General features: G+C 41.9%; 13 protein-coding genes and 1 pseudogene. 3 read left to right on the top strand and 11 right to left on the bottom strand.

The window, feature by feature from the left end; translation table 11 throughout:
* Positions 1–23 precede the first annotated feature (23 nt).
* A complete protein-coding gene (locus JJU34_RS10240; RefSeq protein ID WP_228692263.1) occupies positions 24–1,085 on the bottom strand; it encodes a PAS domain-containing sensor histidine kinase in 1,062 nt (353 codons plus the stop codon).
* A 226-nt stretch (positions 1,086–1,311) separates the two neighbouring features.
* Here JJU34_RS10240 and JJU34_RS10235 point away from each other — a divergent pair, with 226 nt between their 5' ends.
* On the top strand, positions 1,312–3,603 hold the full coding sequence (locus JJU34_RS10235) for a hypothetical protein (protein WP_228692262.1): 2,292 nt from the start codon (positions 1,312–1,314) through the stop codon (positions 3,601–3,603).
* 456 nt (positions 3,604–4,059) lie between these two features.
* Here JJU34_RS10235 and moeB read toward each other — a convergent pair whose 3' ends face one another.
* The 3 genes from moeB to JJU34_RS10215 form a co-directional block, all read right to left on the bottom strand.
* A complete protein-coding gene (moeB, locus tag JJU34_RS10230) occupies positions 4,060–5,490 on the bottom strand; it encodes a molybdopterin-synthase adenylyltransferase MoeB (RefSeq protein WP_366512693.1) in 1,431 nt (476 codons plus the stop codon).
* Positions 5,491–5,496: 6 nt separating this feature from the next.
* A complete protein-coding gene (locus tag JJU34_RS10220; RefSeq protein ID WP_228692261.1) occupies positions 5,497–5,892 on the bottom strand; it encodes a Mov34/MPN/PAD-1 family protein in 396 nt (131 codons plus the stop codon).
* A 67-nt stretch (positions 5,893–5,959) separates the two neighbouring features.
* Positions 5,960–7,363 carry a polysaccharide biosynthesis protein gene (locus tag JJU34_RS10215; RefSeq protein WP_228692260.1) on the bottom strand — a complete coding sequence of 468 codons (1,404 nt, stop codon included), beginning with the start codon at positions 7,361–7,363 and terminating at the stop codon, positions 5,960–5,962.
* Between the two features lie 481 nt (positions 7,364–7,844).
* On the opposite strand from JJU34_RS10215, the gene rfbC reads away from it, so the two are divergent.
* Together rfbC and JJU34_RS10205 are read left to right on the top strand one after the other, a co-directional pair.
* On the top strand, positions 7,845–8,375 hold the full coding sequence (rfbC, locus tag JJU34_RS10210) for a dTDP-4-dehydrorhamnose 3,5-epimerase (RefSeq protein ID WP_228692259.1): 531 nt from the start codon (positions 7,845–7,847) through the stop codon (positions 8,373–8,375).
* 12 nt (positions 8,376–8,387) lie between these two features.
* Positions 8,388–9,683 (top strand): NAD(P)-dependent oxidoreductase, encoded by a 1,296-nt coding sequence (locus tag JJU34_RS10205; protein WP_228692258.1) that lies wholly within the window; start codon positions 8,388–8,390, stop codon positions 9,681–9,683.
* 50 nt (positions 9,684–9,733) lie between these two features.
* On the opposite strand, the gene JJU34_RS10200 is transcribed toward JJU34_RS10205, so the two are convergent.
* From JJU34_RS10200 to JJU34_RS10170, 7 genes and pseudogenes are all read right to left on the bottom strand, one after another.
* Positions 9,734–10,783, bottom strand: a complete 1,050-nt coding sequence (locus JJU34_RS10200; protein WP_228692257.1) for an SDR family oxidoreductase — start codon at positions 10,781–10,783, stop codon at positions 9,734–9,736.
* A gap of 29 nt (positions 10,784–10,812) precedes the next feature.
* Positions 10,813–11,595, bottom strand: coding sequence for a glucose-1-phosphate cytidylyltransferase (rfbF, locus tag JJU34_RS10195; protein ID WP_228692256.1), 783 nt, complete (start codon positions 11,593–11,595; stop codon positions 10,813–10,815).
* The gene (locus JJU34_RS10190; RefSeq protein ID WP_228692255.1) at positions 11,592–12,701 is read right to left on the bottom strand and encodes a glycosyltransferase; all 1,110 of its coding nucleotides are present in this window, start codon (positions 12,699–12,701) and stop codon (positions 11,592–11,594) included. Before JJU34_RS10190 ends, rfbF begins: the two co-directional genes overlap by 4 nt.
* 261 nt (positions 12,702–12,962) lie before the next feature.
* A complete protein-coding gene (locus JJU34_RS10185; RefSeq protein WP_228692254.1) occupies positions 12,963–14,369 on the bottom strand; it encodes an arginine decarboxylase in 1,407 nt (468 codons plus the stop codon).
* A 1,142-nt stretch (positions 14,370–15,511) separates the two neighbouring features.
* Positions 15,512–16,576 carry a TolB-like 6-bladed beta-propeller domain-containing protein gene (locus tag JJU34_RS10180; protein WP_228692253.1) on the bottom strand — a complete coding sequence of 355 codons (1,065 nt, stop codon included), beginning with the start codon at positions 16,574–16,576 and terminating at the stop codon, positions 15,512–15,514.
* Positions 16,577–16,670: 94 nt separating this feature from the next.
* Positions 16,671–16,949 (bottom strand): hypothetical protein, encoded by a 279-nt coding sequence (locus tag JJU34_RS10175; RefSeq protein ID WP_228692252.1) that lies wholly within the window; start codon positions 16,947–16,949, stop codon positions 16,671–16,673.
* Between the two features lie 39 nt (positions 16,950–16,988).
* Positions 16,989–17,115, bottom strand: a pseudogene (locus JJU34_RS10170) (IS1595 family transposase); the annotation flags it as partial.

The following is a 17,115-nucleotide window of genomic DNA, read 5'->3' as shown; positions in this document are numbered from 1 at the left end:
GCATTATTGAGGGAAAATCTAATTTATCGAAAGGTGATGATAAATTCAGCGCCCTCGTCCAGGCGGCTATTTAGCCTGATCTTACCGCCAAGAGCGGTGACATGATTATACACAAGGTATAAGCCAATGCCATTACTGTCAGGATGATCTGAAAATTTTTGACGAAAGCCAAATAGCCTGCCCTGTATCACTTCCATATCAAATCCAATCCCATTGTCCCGGATAACCAGCTCCTTTTTCCCCTCCTGGAGCCTCGTGGAAATGGATATCCGAAGATCCTCATCCACCTTTCTGTACTTAACGGCGTTTGTCAGCAAGTTCAGCAAGATACTGTACATGAAGAGCCTATTAAATGAAACAGCTTCCCATGCAGAGAAATCCATGGCTATCGCGGCACCGGAGGAACTGATCAAGGACTCAACAGACATGACTACTTCTTCAACGATTTGCGGCAAATACACCGTTTCCTCTTGTACTTTAAGCCTATCGCCCTGTCCAAAAGCGGTGAGATAATGGTCAAGCGTTTCTTTTAATTTGGTTGTACTCAACCGCATCATCTCCAAAAATTCTTCCGTTTCCTCATCACGGACTTTTGATTGATCCAAAAGTTCAAATATCGAAAGCATATTGTTCACCGGAGAACGGAGGTCATGGGAAGCAGTGTAATTCGCCTGCTTCATTTCCTCAATTACATTTCCAAGTTTCTCGATGATGATATTCCGATCGGTTTCCTGCTGTTTCTTTAAAGATATGTCCTTGGCAATGGCATAGATCAACCTTTTCTCTGGGACAGGAAAAGAAGTCCAAGACAACCAAACAACCCTTCCCGTTTTTGTGAGGTATCGATTTTCGAAATTGACGAGAGGCTTACCATAGCGGACGTGATCTCTGCTCAATACGGTTGCAACACTATCTTCCTGAAAAACAAAGGAATCAATTGGATTTTCAAGAAGTTCATGCTCTGAATACCCCATCAACCGGGTCCACGAGGGATTTAGCTTCCGAAAATACCCATCAAAACCGGCTATGCATAACAAATCCGGTGATTGCTGAAAAAAAATATCCAAATCGAATTCTAACGTCATTCCTTCTCCCTTGGTAACCATTTCTCCTACGCTAGTTGGGTAAATGCTAAAATTAACCAAAAATTGATCAACCACGATCATGTTGGCAAATAATTACCGGCAAATATCTCTTGCTCTCAGCAAAAGTGTCGCAAGATTACGAATTTCTCCCAAAGAGGGGTAGTTTTGGCTTTTTTGCGAGTATATCCAGTAAATTCAGTTTCAATCACCAATTAACTATTCGCTCATGTCAAAAAAATGGAAATTGTTTTTCCTTGTGTTCGCGCTATACAGCAACGCCTCAAATGCCCAAGAAACAAAGCTTTGGCGGGCAGTGGAAGACAAGGTTTACCTCCAAGAAAAATCTACAGTTATACCTACCACACGACCAGTGCAGCAAGTCGCGATCCACGAAAACAAGATATTTGCGTTGATCGATAATCGTATCTGCCAACTGACCGACAAAATATTTGAGCCCATCCCTCAATCACCAAGCGGGCTGGCCAAACTAAAAACTTTAGGAGATCAGCTAGTTGCTTTTGGGCCAGGAGGGCTTTACAGATTAGAAGGTAGTAGCTGGCGAAAACTAGACAACAAACCCATCGTTGACGTGTGCATGCACCTGTCCAAACCGCACGCTGCCACCAAAGACGACATATTTGTTCTTGAAAACGACAAGTTAGTAAATATCATGCCAGAAGGCGGGTACCTGTCCAGTGATATTACCATGGTGATGGAAGATGGTACGCAACTCCTTGCGGATCCGGTGAAGCTTGGCCCTATTACAGCGATAGAAAGCTATGCAGGCACCCTCCACATCTTGCGACCCGGCAAGTTGGTCCAACTCGCCGGAGCCATCGTAAACGAACACTTGATTGACTGGGGAAACCTACCCTCCAACAATACCCAAGAAATGCTGTCTGTGGGAAGTCGCTTGTTGATTAGCACCGACCGCGGATTGGGCGTCCTGCGGGGTGCCTCCATGAGTGGTATCAAAGGAGCAGACGGGCTACCCGTTGAAAACACCCAACAGCTTGTTCGGGGCTTTGCGGGGGATGTATGGATCGGGACTCCACGAGGTGCAATACGCATGGTAGGAAAGGACTGGCATTACTTTGGAGCAGATCATTGGCTTCCAGATAATCAAGTCAATGGGATCGCGGTCGGTGACCATGCCGTCTATATCGCCACAGATAAAGGGCTTGGGGTGATTTCGTACGAACCCTACACGCTGCTGAAAAAAGCTGACCACTACGAGAAATGGCTGGATCACTGGGGTCATAAGCGACTAGGATTTATTCATACCCTCTACGACTACGAGGGAGAATGGGTACGGGAAATCAGCGACAACGACGGGTCTCACACTGCATCTTACCTTACCGGTATGAGCTACAAATATGCGGTCACAGGCGATGAAACGGCGAGAAAAGAGGCCTCTGAGGCTTTCGAGGCCATGCTGTGGCTGGAGCGTATCACCCCCATCGATGGCCTGATAGCTCGATCCATTTGGTCCAGGCAGGGAGACAAGGGCAGAATGGGCAAGAGAGGTTCCGGTGGATTACCCGCCAAATGGAACGCTACTGCAGACAGTCTTTGGTATTGGAAAGGGGATGCCTCTAGCGATGAAATCATCGCGCACTTTTATTCGGTATCACTGTTTCACGACCTGGCTGCGGATGCCCGCGAAAAGGAACTGGCCAAAGAACACATGCGCCGGATTGCAGGATATATCATGGACAACGGCTGGGTGCTGATCGACTACGACGGACAACCTACCCGTTGGGGTAGATGGAATCCCGAATACCTTCTTCGCCCCTATGGCTGGGAAGACCGTGGCGTAAACGGATTGGAAGCATTGGCCTTTTCCTACGCCACGTACGCACTCACCGGGGAAGAAAGATTTAAACAAGGCTACCAACAACTCATAGACTGGGGATATGCCCAAAATACCATTCGGCAGAAAAAAACATTTCCCCCCTCAGAAATTGCCCCATGGGATGACAACTTGGCCTTTGAAGCCTACAATACCTTACTACGCTACGAAAAGGATCCGGCACGTAGGTCCGTCTATCTCCGTAGCCTGGAGCGAACCTACGAGATCAAGCGTATGGAGCAAATTCCCTGGTTCAATTTCAGCTATGCCGCCTTTACCGGAAACGATGCGGAATTGGATGAAGCTGTACAGCATCTGAGAGAGTGGACCCTGGATTGCATCGAACACAACTACCAAAACTCCCATCGAGACGACCTCTTTGTCGCGCCAGGCTACACCTCCTATGAGGGTGGTCTCAAGGCCATTTCGCCTCGGGAAAAAAGTGTCATGCGAGGTGCTAGAAGGGCTATCGTACTCGATGGAGGGGTAAACGGCAAGCGAATCATGGAACCTGTCGGCTTCCTCAGGGACTATTGGATGGGCAGGTATTATGGCTTTATACAAGCGCCAGAGGCTACAGAAACTGACCTCATCCGTGTCGATGCATCTTGGATGACAGAACAAGGGGCAAAACCCTATGTCGGACCTAAAAGACCAAACTTTTAACCCGCAAAACGGGAATGTTTTACTCAATCCCCCTTAGAAAGCAATTTCTGAGGGGGATTTTCATCGATGGAAAACCACATATCGTCCGCAAAAAGTCAGTGTATATCAATGAAAAGTATAGCTCCGATGTCAAGCTAGCACCTAAGCATAAAGCGTACCATCGAATATGAGGGGCCTCCGATCAATTCACCGAGTTATAAAACATAACGTGAATTTCCTCGGGTATTACCGAAGGCCGAACTTTCATCAAAACCTCATTTTTGGTTTGCAACCAATTTGAACCGAAAGTCTAACAATCGCCAACTTTCCATCATGCAACATATACACCTGGCTTGAATTAAAAGAAATCTCGTAAGCAACATCGATGTACCGTATCTACCTGTTCTAATCGGTTCAATAAACTTCCAAATACAAAAAACAATCCTAATTATTTCAGTGTTTAGCCAATTCGCTCCATCAATCCACTCCCAAATGATCTTCTTCATATTGCAGGAATTCAATGATTCCACCCTTGAGATTATAGAGGTTTGTGTACGAAAATTTATCCTCAAGTTCTCGAATTGCCTTTGCACTTCTACCTCCCATTTTACAGTGAATTACCACCTTTTTTTCCCGTGAAATTCTATTGGTATTATCAAGAATGGTTTGCAATGGAATCAACTCCCCACCCATATTTACGTCCTCAAATTCCTCTATTTCCCTTACGTCAATTAATTGAAAATCCTCACCTGAAGCCCTCCACTCTATAAATTGCTCAACGTCAATCTCCTTCACCTTTCTTTCAACTGCACTTACTCCACAAAATTGTTCATAATCGATCAGTTTAAATTGGGTCGGTGTCTTTCCATTTAACGGATTGGTGTCTTTTCTTGTGATTTTAAATAATCTAGATGTAAATGACAACGCATCGAAAGTAAACAATTTACCACTTAGCGGTTCTCCAACTCCCGTAATCACTTTGATAACTTCCAAAGCCTGTAGACTACCAATTATTCCTGGTAACACACCAAGAACTCCACCTTCGGCACAATTGGGAACCAATCCCGGAGGCGGGGGGGAATCATATAGGTCTCTATAGTTCGGACCTAGAACACCATTCTTATCCCGATAGTTAAATACGGTGACCTGCCCCTCAAACTGAAAAATTGAAGCATACACATTTGTTTTTCCCGCAAGTACACAAGCATCGTTGACTAGATAACGAGTAGGAAAATTGTCCGTTCCGTCTGCCACGACATCATATCTACTAACCAACTCCAATGCATTCTTGGAACAAAATTGCTCATTAAACACCTCTATATTGATGTAGGGGTTGATTGCTTCCAACCTTTCTTTTGCAGCCTCTACTTTGGGCTTACCCACCTCAGATACACCAAAAAGCACCTGCCGGTGTAAATTACTGTCATCAACGGTATCGAAATCAATAATCCCAATGTTACCTACACCCGCGGCAGCCAGATAAAGTAACAGCGGGCTGCCCAAGCCCCCAGAACCTATAACTAAAACTTTAGCCTTCTTGAGACATATTTGCCCCTCCATGCCAAATTCTGGGATAATAATATGCCTATTGTATCTTGCAAGCTCCTCTTTGGAAAACCGAAGTTCATCGTCCAATGAACCTCCGGCAATAGCTGGAACAATACTGATAACAGCCTTTCTGTCTACAACTGAATTCTCTCCATTCAGGCTTCTTATGTCATCCTCGTCTATAAATATGTTTATAAAAGACGGAATTTTGCCCTCGGAAGTACTGAGATAATTCTTCACCCCAGGGTATTGCAGCACCAAATTTTCTACTATTTCCTTGATTGTGCCACCCTCAACTTGCACCTCGGATGCATTGCCTGTAAATTTTCTAAGCGGAGTCGGTATAATAACTTTTGCCATAATTATTTAACTATAAAATCTAATTTCTTCTTCCATAAACACTGCCATTTCCGTCATTCTCCAACACCTAGCATGTAGGTATTTGTAATCAATCATGGACAAAATAAGATAAAAAAAGCCGGGAAAAGCAAACCTTTTATCTGTTTCAGATGGAATAGGGGGATAATTTAGGTGAGTATGATAAACGCCTAATATCTCCAAATTCGATTCTAACGCGATTCTCTCCGCCCTCAAATAGTCATCGGTGCTAATAAGATAGAAATGTTGTCTATCTTTCGTTTCACTGTTTGAAACACGTACGAAATCGCTTACTTCTCCTGTCTCTTCATCCAACAGTCTACCCAGCAATAATCCACATAATTCCTCTGCTACATTCTCTGTATGGCCGATAAGGCGATTCATAAGCCCAGTAGAAATTTTCAACATATGTATTTACCAGCTACAAAACGATGTAGGCAATTTTCAATAATTAATTTTCACCTTCCAAATGCATCATTAGTTCGTCTATCCGTTCAGTACCATTCAATGACTCGATCATCAAAGGTACCATAACGCCAAAATCGGACACTTTAATGTTATCAGCCGCTAAGAATTTCGGTGATATTCCCCATTTCAGAATTTCGTACGTAATGCCTGGATCTACTTTGGAAAGAGAATATGCAAATATCTTTCTCATACTGGCGATCAACAAATTCTTTGCTTCCACTTCACAAAGCTGTGGATCCAATCGATTGACAAAGTCTATTAACTCCGATTCATCGTAGGGGATCAATGTACTGATAATGATATCCTTGGAAGAATTTATTTTTCTAACCCTATTTTCATAAACATTAATCAAAAGGTTCAATTCAAGGGATTGGCTCCAATCCAACTGCCCCCTGAAAAATTTCTCACCATAGCCTAGCGGATTACCTACAAAAACGATCGGAATCCTTCTACCGGACATCTTAATATGATAGAGAGCGACCTCAAGACTTTCTACAGGCCACTCTAGGTTTTTCACAAGCAGAAAGTTACACTGTCCACTTTCTGAATATACCAAGCCATTCAACATCAGAAAAGCAGCTTCTTCAACATTTTGGGCGGTAACAAACTTACCGGGAGAATGAATATTAATTCTATCGGACTCGTATGCGCAGCGTCGTAATTCATCATTCATTAGACTATTGTCCACTATATGGGTAAATCTTACCATCGCAAACAATTTTTCCGGATTTCTTCTTGAAAAATAGTCCATTAACATTTCACAAACCTTTTTGGAAGCAGAATAAACCTCCTCAGTATAATATCGACTTGCTTTTCCTGTAGAAGAAAATACAACTCTTTCTACACTTACAGACGTTTCACATACATTCAATAGGTTCCAAGTTCCTTTTATATTGAGGTCCAATGTGTTTGAAATCTTCTTTTCTGCAAGTCCTGGATTTCTCTGTGCTGCCGTATGAAATACAAGCTGAGGGCTATACCTATCAAAAACCTCCATCAAACCCTCTTGGTCTAGAATCGAACAAGTCTCAAGCTGAATCCGATCATCTTTTGGGATCGGAAAAAAACTATCATTCTCACTGCGTATATCACATATGACAATACGCTTAGGTTGAAATACCAATAGCTCTCGAACCAACTTTGATCCCACACAACCTAATCCTCCGGTTACCAAGCATATCTTTCCACGAACAATATCACCCACTTCATCCAAAGGCAAACTTAGAATCCGGTTTCTAGAGGGCAATAAAGGGTCTTCTACTATCCTTCCTTGGCTTTCGTACGTATTTACCAGTTTCTGCGTCAATGTGACCAACTCCTCATATCCGCTCTGCGTATCGGATTCTGCCGAAGCCTCCCAAATCAAACTAAATATATCATCCCTCATATACCAACATCATCTTATGATTCATCCAAAAACCTTGTTCTGACGGTAAAGTCAACCTTGAGAATTCATTTACTTCCAAAAATTTCTAATTCTTTGTAGTTAGGCTCTAGTAATATGGTACTATTCCACGTAAATGTAACGAGGCTAAATTTAATAAGAAGATTTTGAATTCCTATGCTATGTTTTTTTTTATGATGCTGATATTTAGTTGGAACAGCAATTTTTTGCTGCCTACCCCGTAAACACCACGTAAAAAAGTTAAGCTGTCAAAAGGTATATAGGCTTTGCTACCATACCCTTCAAAAAAGTTGTCTGAGAAAAAATTTGACAAAAACCTATTTGAGGTTCGCCAAAAGGTTTGTAATATTCAGCACGAAACCAAAAAGAAGCTGAGAAAGCTTTGCACCATATCAAAAACCCACGCTTACGCGTTTTTGGTTTAGGATAAAATTTTTACATTATTAAATCAAACTAATTACACATGCATTTTGAAGAAACCATCCTTAAAGGAGCCTACCAAATTAAATACAATAAAATAGGAGATGAGCGCGGATTTTTTACACGAACCTTTTGCCAACGCGAATTCCAAGAACATGGATTGACTGCTAACGTTGCTCAGGGAAACCTTTCATTTTCCAAAAAATCGGGCACATTCCGTGGTTTCCACTATCAGGTTGCACCCCATCAAGAGACAAAACTTGTGCAGTGTATTCAAGGGTCCATCTTTGACATAATTATTGACCTGCGAACCGAGTCTCCGACCTTTAAAAAATGGTACGGAACCGAGCTAAGTGCGATAAACGGCACGATGCTTTATGTACCGAAAGGTTTCGCTCACGGTTTTATTACACTAGAGGATGATACATTGGTAAGTTACTTGGTTTCTGAGTTTTACTCTCCCACATCAGAAAGAGGAATCAAGTGGGACGATCCTCAATTTGGGATACAATTACCCATTCCTATTTCTGTAATTTCAGAAAAAGACCTTTCCCATGCTTATTTTGAGCTGTAACCCGAATTAATTATGATAATTGTAGACAAAGCATTAGCCCAGCGGGAGAAAGATGGTAACCCAATACGAGTAGGCATGATTGGTGCAGGTTTTATGGCCCAAGGGATTGCTGTTCAAATAGAGTTATTTACCGCAGGGATGGAATTGGCGGCGATTTCCAACAGAACGCTTTCGAAGGCTAAAGAGGTATTCGAACTTGCCAATGCCAAAAACATTGTAAATGTAGATACACTTCAATCCCTTAATCAATCTATTCGGTTTGGTAATAAAGCAATAACGGATAATCCGTTTTTGCTTTGCGAAGCCGATGGGTTGGATGTGATTATTGAGGTGACTGGGGCTGTAGAATTAGGCAGCCAAATAGCGATGAGTGCCATAAAAAACAGCAAGCATATCGTCATGATGAATGCTGAAACTGACGGCACTGTAGGACCTATCTTAAAGGTATATGCAGATCGCCAAGGCGTCGTCTTTACAAATGCAGACGGTGACCAACCGGGTGTAACACTTAATTTATTTCGCTTTGTAAAGCAAATTGGACTTAAACCTGTCATGTGTGGGAATATCAAGGGACTCCATGATCCCTATAGAAACCCAACTACCCAAGAGGGATTTGCGAAGAAATGGAAACAAAACCCTGCAATGGTAACCTCTTTTGCTGATGGAAGTAAAATCTCGTTTGAACAAGCTATCACAGCAAATGCTACCGGTATGCGTGTGGCTAAACGTGGAATGCATGGGCCTACCGTGGAAATGGGCAAGCATGTTAGAGAATGTCTCGATGAATATCCAATCGAGGATCTATTGGAAGGGCCTGGAATTGTAGATTATATTGTAGGTGCTAGTCCTGGGCCTGGAGTTTTTGTAGTTGGTACAATGGAAAACCCGACACAAAAACACTATCTAAACCTTTATAAGGTTGGTGAAGGCCCTCTTTATTGTTTTTACAATCCATATCACCTATGTCATTTCGAAGTCCCTATCACCGTGGCGAGAGCTGTTCTTTTCAATGACGCAGCGATTGCTCCGGAAGAACACCTCGTTGATGTGGTAGCAGCAGCAAAAATTGATTTAACGAAAGGGTCTGTTATAGATGGAATTGGACATTATATGACGTATGGATTGTGCGAAAACACAGACATTTCGCTTAAAGAAAACCTACTGCCATTGGGGTTGGCAGAAGGATGCATCTTAAAACGAGATGTGGCAAAAGATCAAGTGCTAACGTACGACGATGTAATTTTGCCACCAGGAAGAACAGTAGACAAGCTTAGAGAAGAGCAAGTTGCACACTTTCACTCTCGGTAAACCGAACTGTCTAAAACCACCGAGAAAAAGGTTCTAAAAAAACCTATCGACTATATGATCTGCCAAGCCAAGGAATCATTGAGTAAAGATTCCTCCTGAAGTCGATTTAGCACCCTTAGTCGAATCAAATCGGAGTTTCTGAAATTTCTATCAGAGAACTTCATAGTACGAAGGCCTGCCTCCAATTCTCTGACGGTCATCGGTAGATCATATATAGGTTGATGATTTGGCGCTAATCTCGAAAATAAATCAAAATTTACTTTATAGGATCGTTTATCGGCGGGTGCGTTCTTATTTAGACTCAAAGAGACTCCAGGGATTATTTCTGTTACGGCCTCCGCCATTGTTTTAATTTGAAAATTCCATGAATTGGACCCAATATTTACCGCAAGAAAATCTCCACCACAGGAGGTCTCTCTTACAGTGGCCCATTCAATTGCTCTTGACATATCTTTTACATGCACCATTGCTCTCCAAGGTGTCCCATCGCTCAAAATCTCGAGCTTTTGGTCTGCAACCGCACCAGCTACAAAATCATTTAATACCAAATCCAACCTCAACCTTTGACTAAATCCGCAGGCGGTAGAAAATCTCAATGAGGTAATAACAAAAGATGAATCCGCCAATTGCCTAAGATCTCGTTCTGCATATACCTTCGACTTAGCATAGGCAGTTAGTGGACTGAAGGCACTCTCTTCAGTTTTTGGGTAATCATCTGCCGCCCCATACATGCTACAACTCGAAGCAAAAACAAACGAACGAACACCAGCACTTTTTGCCATTGTAGCTATTTCCACACATGCGCGGTAGTTAACGTCCATGGTTACTTCCTCGAATTTCTTCCCCATAGGATCATTTGAAATAGCCGCCAAATTGATTACCGTATCTACTCCATCCAACAACTGTGCGGGAAACTTCCTTACATCACCAAAAACCTGCCTATCTACCAATACCTCAGGAAAATAACCTGTGCCCGTAAGACAGTCTGCAAAATATCCAATATCGTATCCAATAATCTCAATCTGAGGAAATACATTTCTTAAATGCCGGACCAATACCGGACCTATATACCCCATGTTTCCCGTGATCAAAACTCTCATACTGTCTTCAATTAAATGTCAAAATCAAATTACCAAACCTTCCAGGGTGCGTTTCCGCTTGCCCAAAGCTCCTCCAAATAATTCTTATCCCGAAGTGAGTCCATTGCCTGCCAAAATCCCATATGGACATACGCAGCCAGAAGATCGTTTGCCGCCAAATGCTCCATCGGCCCTCGTTCCCAAATCGTACTATCGTCGTCAATTAGATCAAAAACCTCTGGCTCGAGTACAAAAAAACCTCCATTAATCATCGCCAACTCATTACCGTCCCCCTGTGGCTTCTCCCGAAAGTTTCCAACCCGGTTTCTTTCTCCACCAAGAATAAACGCTCCAAACCGACCAGGCTGCTGTACGGCTGTAAGTGTTGCAGGACATTTTTCTCGTCTATGAAAATCAATACAAGCTCTCACATCAACGTCAGATACACCGTCACCGTATGTCATACAAAAGCTTTCATTACCAATATATTCCTGAACACGCTTTAGCCGACCACCGGTCATAGTGTCCTGTCCGGTATCAACAAGTGTTATTTTCCACGGCTCTGGCTGAGGTTTGTGTACCACAACGTCATTGTTTACCAAATCTATCGTGAAATCTGAATTCAATTGAGAGAAGTTTAAAAAATACTCTTTAATTGATTGGCCTTTATAACCACAACAAATTACGAACTCGTTAATTCCATGATGCGAATAAATCTTCATTATATGCCATAATATAGGCTGGGAACCTATGTGTACCATAGGCTTTGGCCTTACCGCACTTTCTTCACTTATTCGCGTACCAAACCCTCCCGCAAGAATTACTGCCTTCATAGTATTTTATTTGTTACATATTTTTCATACACTTTTTTAAACACTTGTCCCATATGGTCGCCAAAGAGCTGGGAATTAACCTTGGACCTAAAAACCCTATCAGCGTTCTCACTGAAATACTCCCACTTTTGCTTTTGTGTTGCTAAAACCTCAAGCTTCTCTCTCCAACCGGCCACATCATACATGCTAACTTCATAACCAAGTCCCTCACCTTCCACACTGATATTCAAACAGCGATTTCGCGTGATTATCGAGGGCTTTCCAAATGTTAACACATCTTGTATACTGGTCATCCCTTGACAACCCTCCTTGTAATCGGGAAACTTGAGCGGTATCAAAATTGCGATAGACTTCTGGTAAAATGGTATTAAGTCCTTAGAGAATGTTACCGCCCAGTCAACCTCTACATTTGATGGAATATCCGTTGTCTTTGGAATAGATGTTGGTGTACAAAAAATTTTCAACTTAAAAGGCAGCCCTCTAAACGCTTCAATTAAAGTCTCAAAATCACGATCGGTGTGGCCCGCGCTTATAAAGTACTCACAGGATTCAAAAGGAATCCTAGTCACACAATATTTGTCGTAATAAGATATATCCGGTCCCCATTGAGCTGTGGAAAACTTTTCTTTAAACTGTTCCTCTTCAAGTCCTAAAAACTCAATGGTCCTTTGCATCAATGGCTCGCTAAGAAAAACAGCCGCTTCATATTGAGCCAGTACAAGCTTGGAAATGTATCTTGAAATTGCAGTAGATCTCTTGAGCAAGAATGGCTGATGTATCGTAACTACTATTGGCTTTCGAAACCACCCCAAAACTTTTAATAAAAGAAGAAATTTCAAATTTGCCTTCGAATAGGGAGCATAAAGTATATCAAATGATTTCAGTTGAAATAGAATTCTAACCTGCTGATCCAAATGTGTTACCCCAAATACTGCCCCAATTTTGTTAATCCATCTATATTTTACATGTGGAAAAACGATCACCTCAATCTCTCCCTTTTTTTCAATTTCAATTTTGCCCCACACATGGTGACTTCCGCTGATCCCATTCTTCCAAAGATCATAGGCCCGCTCCATTGAATAATTGTTCACCAAAAGTACTCTCATATAAAACAAATGTGGGGACGATGGATTTTCCCAGTTAGTAGAGCCCCATGCAACTATCTTGGAAATCTAAAATAGACTAAAAACCAAAGATATCTTTCCTAGTTCTAATTTCAAAAATATTTCTTAGAAAGCCTTAAGTGATTGATGACATCTGAGGGATAACAAGTCGGGCACACATAATCTTTCACAAAAAACACCCAAATCCGAACAAAAAACGCCGTGCTGCACACAGATAATGGGCAACACGGCTTCTCCTAAAGGTTATTTTTGGGAAGAACTGGTATACCCCAAGGTCTTCATCATGCTTTCATGGCTTTGTTCGGGTGCAAAAAGCCAGTGCTTCACGCTTCCATCCGTATCCCGGTCGATTATGACGTGCTTGGGAGCAGGAATCAAACAATGCTGAATGCCCCCGTATCCGCCCAAGGACTCCTGATAGGCCCCTGTATGAAAAAACCCAATGTATTGCTTCTTCCCTTCTTCCACCTTGGGAAGGTAAATATTGAATTGATGGGCTTCGGAGTTGTAGTAGTCCATGCTGTCACAGGTCAGACCACCCAGGTTGATATTGTGGTATTCCTCGTTCCAATTGTTGACGGCCAGCATGATGTATTTCTGGTTGAGCCCCCAGCTGTCCGGTAGCTGCGTGATGAAGGATCCGTCGATCATGTACCAGAGTTCCTTGTCATTTTGGAGTTTTTCCGCCAGTACACTGTAAAGCACCGCACCGCTTTCTCCGACGGTATAGCTGCCAAATTCCGTAAAAATATGGGGCTCTACCGTGTTGTTTTTCGCACACATCCATTTGATGTTCTTGACGATTTGGTCTGCCATGTACTGGTAATCGTAATCGAAAAAGACGTTGGTCTTGATGGGCCAACCGCCGCCCACATCCATGGTGTCCAATTCCGGAGCGATCTTTTTCAACTCCACGTATTTCTGGATAAAGCGCGTGAGTTCGGACCAATAATAGGCGGTGTCACGTATGCCGGAATTGATGAAAAAATGCAACAGCTTAAGCGATACCTTCGGGTTATCCTTGATCTTTTCCTCGTAGAGGCGCAGGATGTCGTTGTACCTTACGCCCAACCGGGAGGTATAAAAGCCAAACTTGGGTTCCTCATCGGCAGCGATCCGAATGCCCACTTGGAAGGGAACGTTTACATGCTCAAGGTAGTAGTCAATTTCGGACAGGTTGTCCAAAACCGGTACGCAATTGACAAAGCCATCGTTGAGAAGTTCGGCAATATACTGCTTGTACAGATCTCTCTTGAACCCGTTGCAGACAATATAGGTCTGCTTGGTGATTTTCCCCTCCTCATACAGGCTTCGGACCAAGGGTATGTCAAAGGTGGAACTGGTTTCAATGTGTATGTCATTCTTCAGCGCTTCGTGTACGACAAAGCTAAAATGGGAAGACTTGGTGCAGTAACAGTAAGTATAAGACCCCTTGTAATCGTGCGCCTGAATGGCGTTGTTGAAGTAGGTCTTGGCGTTTTGGATGTTTTCGGAAATCTTAGGGAGGTAAGTCAACTTCAACGGTGTGCCATATTGCTGAATAATCTCCATCAGATCCACCCCATTAAATTTCAACTGATCGTTTTCTACGCTAAATTCTTTAGTAGGGAAATCAAAGGTTTGCTTAATGAGATCGATGTATTGGTTCATGTAGTTTGGCTGTTACGAAGTGAAAGTCGGTTCAAAGGTCAAAATTTGCACATATTATTGAAATATCAAACCGAACAGCAACCAATTCCCCCAATAGAATGCACTTATCTGAAAAACCAGACAGCTCAAAATAACTAAAATGGAAATTATGCGGTAAAACCGAAACCCATGGACCGAAGGAACTCCGTCCGCAACACCGACCCAAAGGATGCCCCTGCTGAGGCTGTCCGAATAGGGCAGCCTCATTCGATCCATAAATAAGGTGGGAACAGCCGTGAGGCGGCGGGGGAAGCGCGAAAGGCATGAACAGCCTGTTTTTCAAACTGATTGGTGAAGGCTAAGGCACCTAGCCAGCGTGGCTTTTTGCCGGATAGGGATGACGAACGCCGCTTAACCTGTGGACGCGCTGTAGATACCCTAAATCTCCTTTCGGCGCCGATGCCCATTCCTTCAGAAAACAATCAGGTAGATTCTTTACTTCCTCAAAACCAACGTATCCAAGCAGTTTCACCATCTCGTCCTAATGAAAGTCGAACGGCATTTCCAAAAACCTTGCGAGAAGTTTTTCCTTCAGGGACATAAATTCAAAGCAACTATATTTAGTTGCATTTTCCAAACTTTTCAAGCTTGGCCCATAGGTGGGGATAGTATATCCGTACGTAAATTACAAATGAATATAGCAGTCTATAAATGGGCGAGTGATTTTATTGGAGCCTTCTTCAAATCTCAGTCAGAAAGTTCGCAAAATGCACGGTATCTATTCATTAATAAACGCTTTATTAGACCATTGCAATTGGAATGAAACGGTTTACACCCACTAAAAATATTAGAATTAGTAGGGTGTAGTGAAACCCAAACTTAGTCGGGGGTTTTTAAAAAACGCTGCAACCACCACTCGACCAAAGGGCTTCTATTCAATAGGGAATTTAACTAGCGAAAAATCTGATCTGCCTTCATCTTGAATTATTCCATATATATACCGGTCTTCGTATACCGCCAACCGGAAAATTTCCCTGTCCAATAGTACCTTTCTTACTGGATTGCCTTCAAGATCTAATATTAAAACAGTACTTGAAGTATTCTTTCTTTCTGTTTTATCTTCAACATAAAGCAGATAAATAAATTTATCAGAAATTCATGGTTCACCTTCCCAATTCTGGAATTTTTCCCAGGTCATACTTATATATCTCATCATTTTCAGTGATTGCATAGAGTAAATTGTGAATTCGATCAATATCAAAATTAACCAGTTTTTCTTTTGTAGAAAGTTTACAGATTGGTTGTCCATCCCAATTAATTACGTGAATTTCACCTGGACGATCGCCAGTTGCCCATTCTTGCCTCGTTTGGTTGGCATACAACCCAAACAAAAATTCCCCAGAATCTCTCAAATCAACATAATACTCTTTTTTAAAAGGCATTATCATTCGGGAAGCTTCTATCAAAGACGTGATTTTTGAGTTGACTGTTATGGCCTTGGAGTTTTCTGGATTGTATATGTCATAAATATTTATTTGGTCTAAGAACATCATTCCTCCTGCATATTTTTGTTGTTTAGGGTTGAAAATTGTACAAGCAGCCATTAAGAAAATATCACTTTGATCCTGGAGACCTGAACACACAGCATTGTTAACTTTAGTAATTTTCTGGTCAACTAATCGATAGATTGAATACTGTTGGTTTAGGTTGATAAAATCCAAATTATCAACAAAAATCTCATCTTGATTCAGTTGATACGCTCGGTATACATCCGTATAATTCCCTAATGAAATTGTATCTTGGAATATATCAGCACCCTGAATCAAAGATTTTGTAAGGTTGAAATGGAAAATACCAAGTCTTGCTCTATTGTAAAAGGAAATAAAAAAATCATTTCCTTTTCTCTCCCCTGAAAGAGGCCTCAGAGGGGATTCTAGCTCATTGGGACCCTCACCTTTTTTAATAAAACTTCCTAGCCAATTCAGATCAATAGAGGAGTATGCATGGTAAAGTGTATCAAGACCAGGATTGGAAAAAATAAGAAATGTGTCTAATATAAAAATCTCTGTACCTAAATTTTCTATTGATGTTATTTCTCCTGTTAGTTCATAGGATTTTTTAAATTTGACATAAGTAGGATTTTCGCCCATAAATACCGGACTGTATTCGTTTTGACAGCTAGCGAATAGCAATAAAAGTAATATTATTCCCTTATTAATAACGTTCATATCTAATAGGTGTATTTGAGGTTTGGTTATTCTGGGCATAGTGTTGAAAATCCCCCAAGTCAATAGAGGTAACACAGGGGATTTGATTCATTGTTTAAGGATTGGGATTACATCTATCTCCAAAGTGATACCAAGGGGGAATACCATCCTTAAGTATGCATGGTGAGCATGCTACAGATTGCCCTTGAGACCCCTGTAAAATACTATAACATTTAACTCCGTCGCCTCCTCCACTGGAGCTAGTCTGAGCAAAACCCGCATTGTCTATCTTGATAAATGGATCCTGCAAGCTCAATTTCACATTAAATAGTAACGCCATAAAGAATATCCCCACGGCAATAGTTTTTGCGATTTTGTTTACTTTCGTTTTCATCTCTTTCGAATGTTAATTTAAGATTATTGAATTAGGCATCTAATAAATAAACTCTTTATAGGGGTATGGAGGCTTTCCCAGCATCCTGACGATTAAATTCTCAAATATCCCTTCCTTCATCTTTTGTCGGTTGAACCGGTAGGTATATTCGTTTATATAGGGTTGC

Source organism: Lunatimonas sp., from assembly GCF_020832325.1.
Taxonomy (GTDB): domain Bacteria; phylum Bacteroidota; class Bacteroidia; order Cytophagales; family Cyclobacteriaceae; genus Lunatimonas.
The sequence above is the reverse complement of the archived record's forward strand: the minus strand, read 5'-3'. Positions and strand labels throughout refer to the sequence as shown.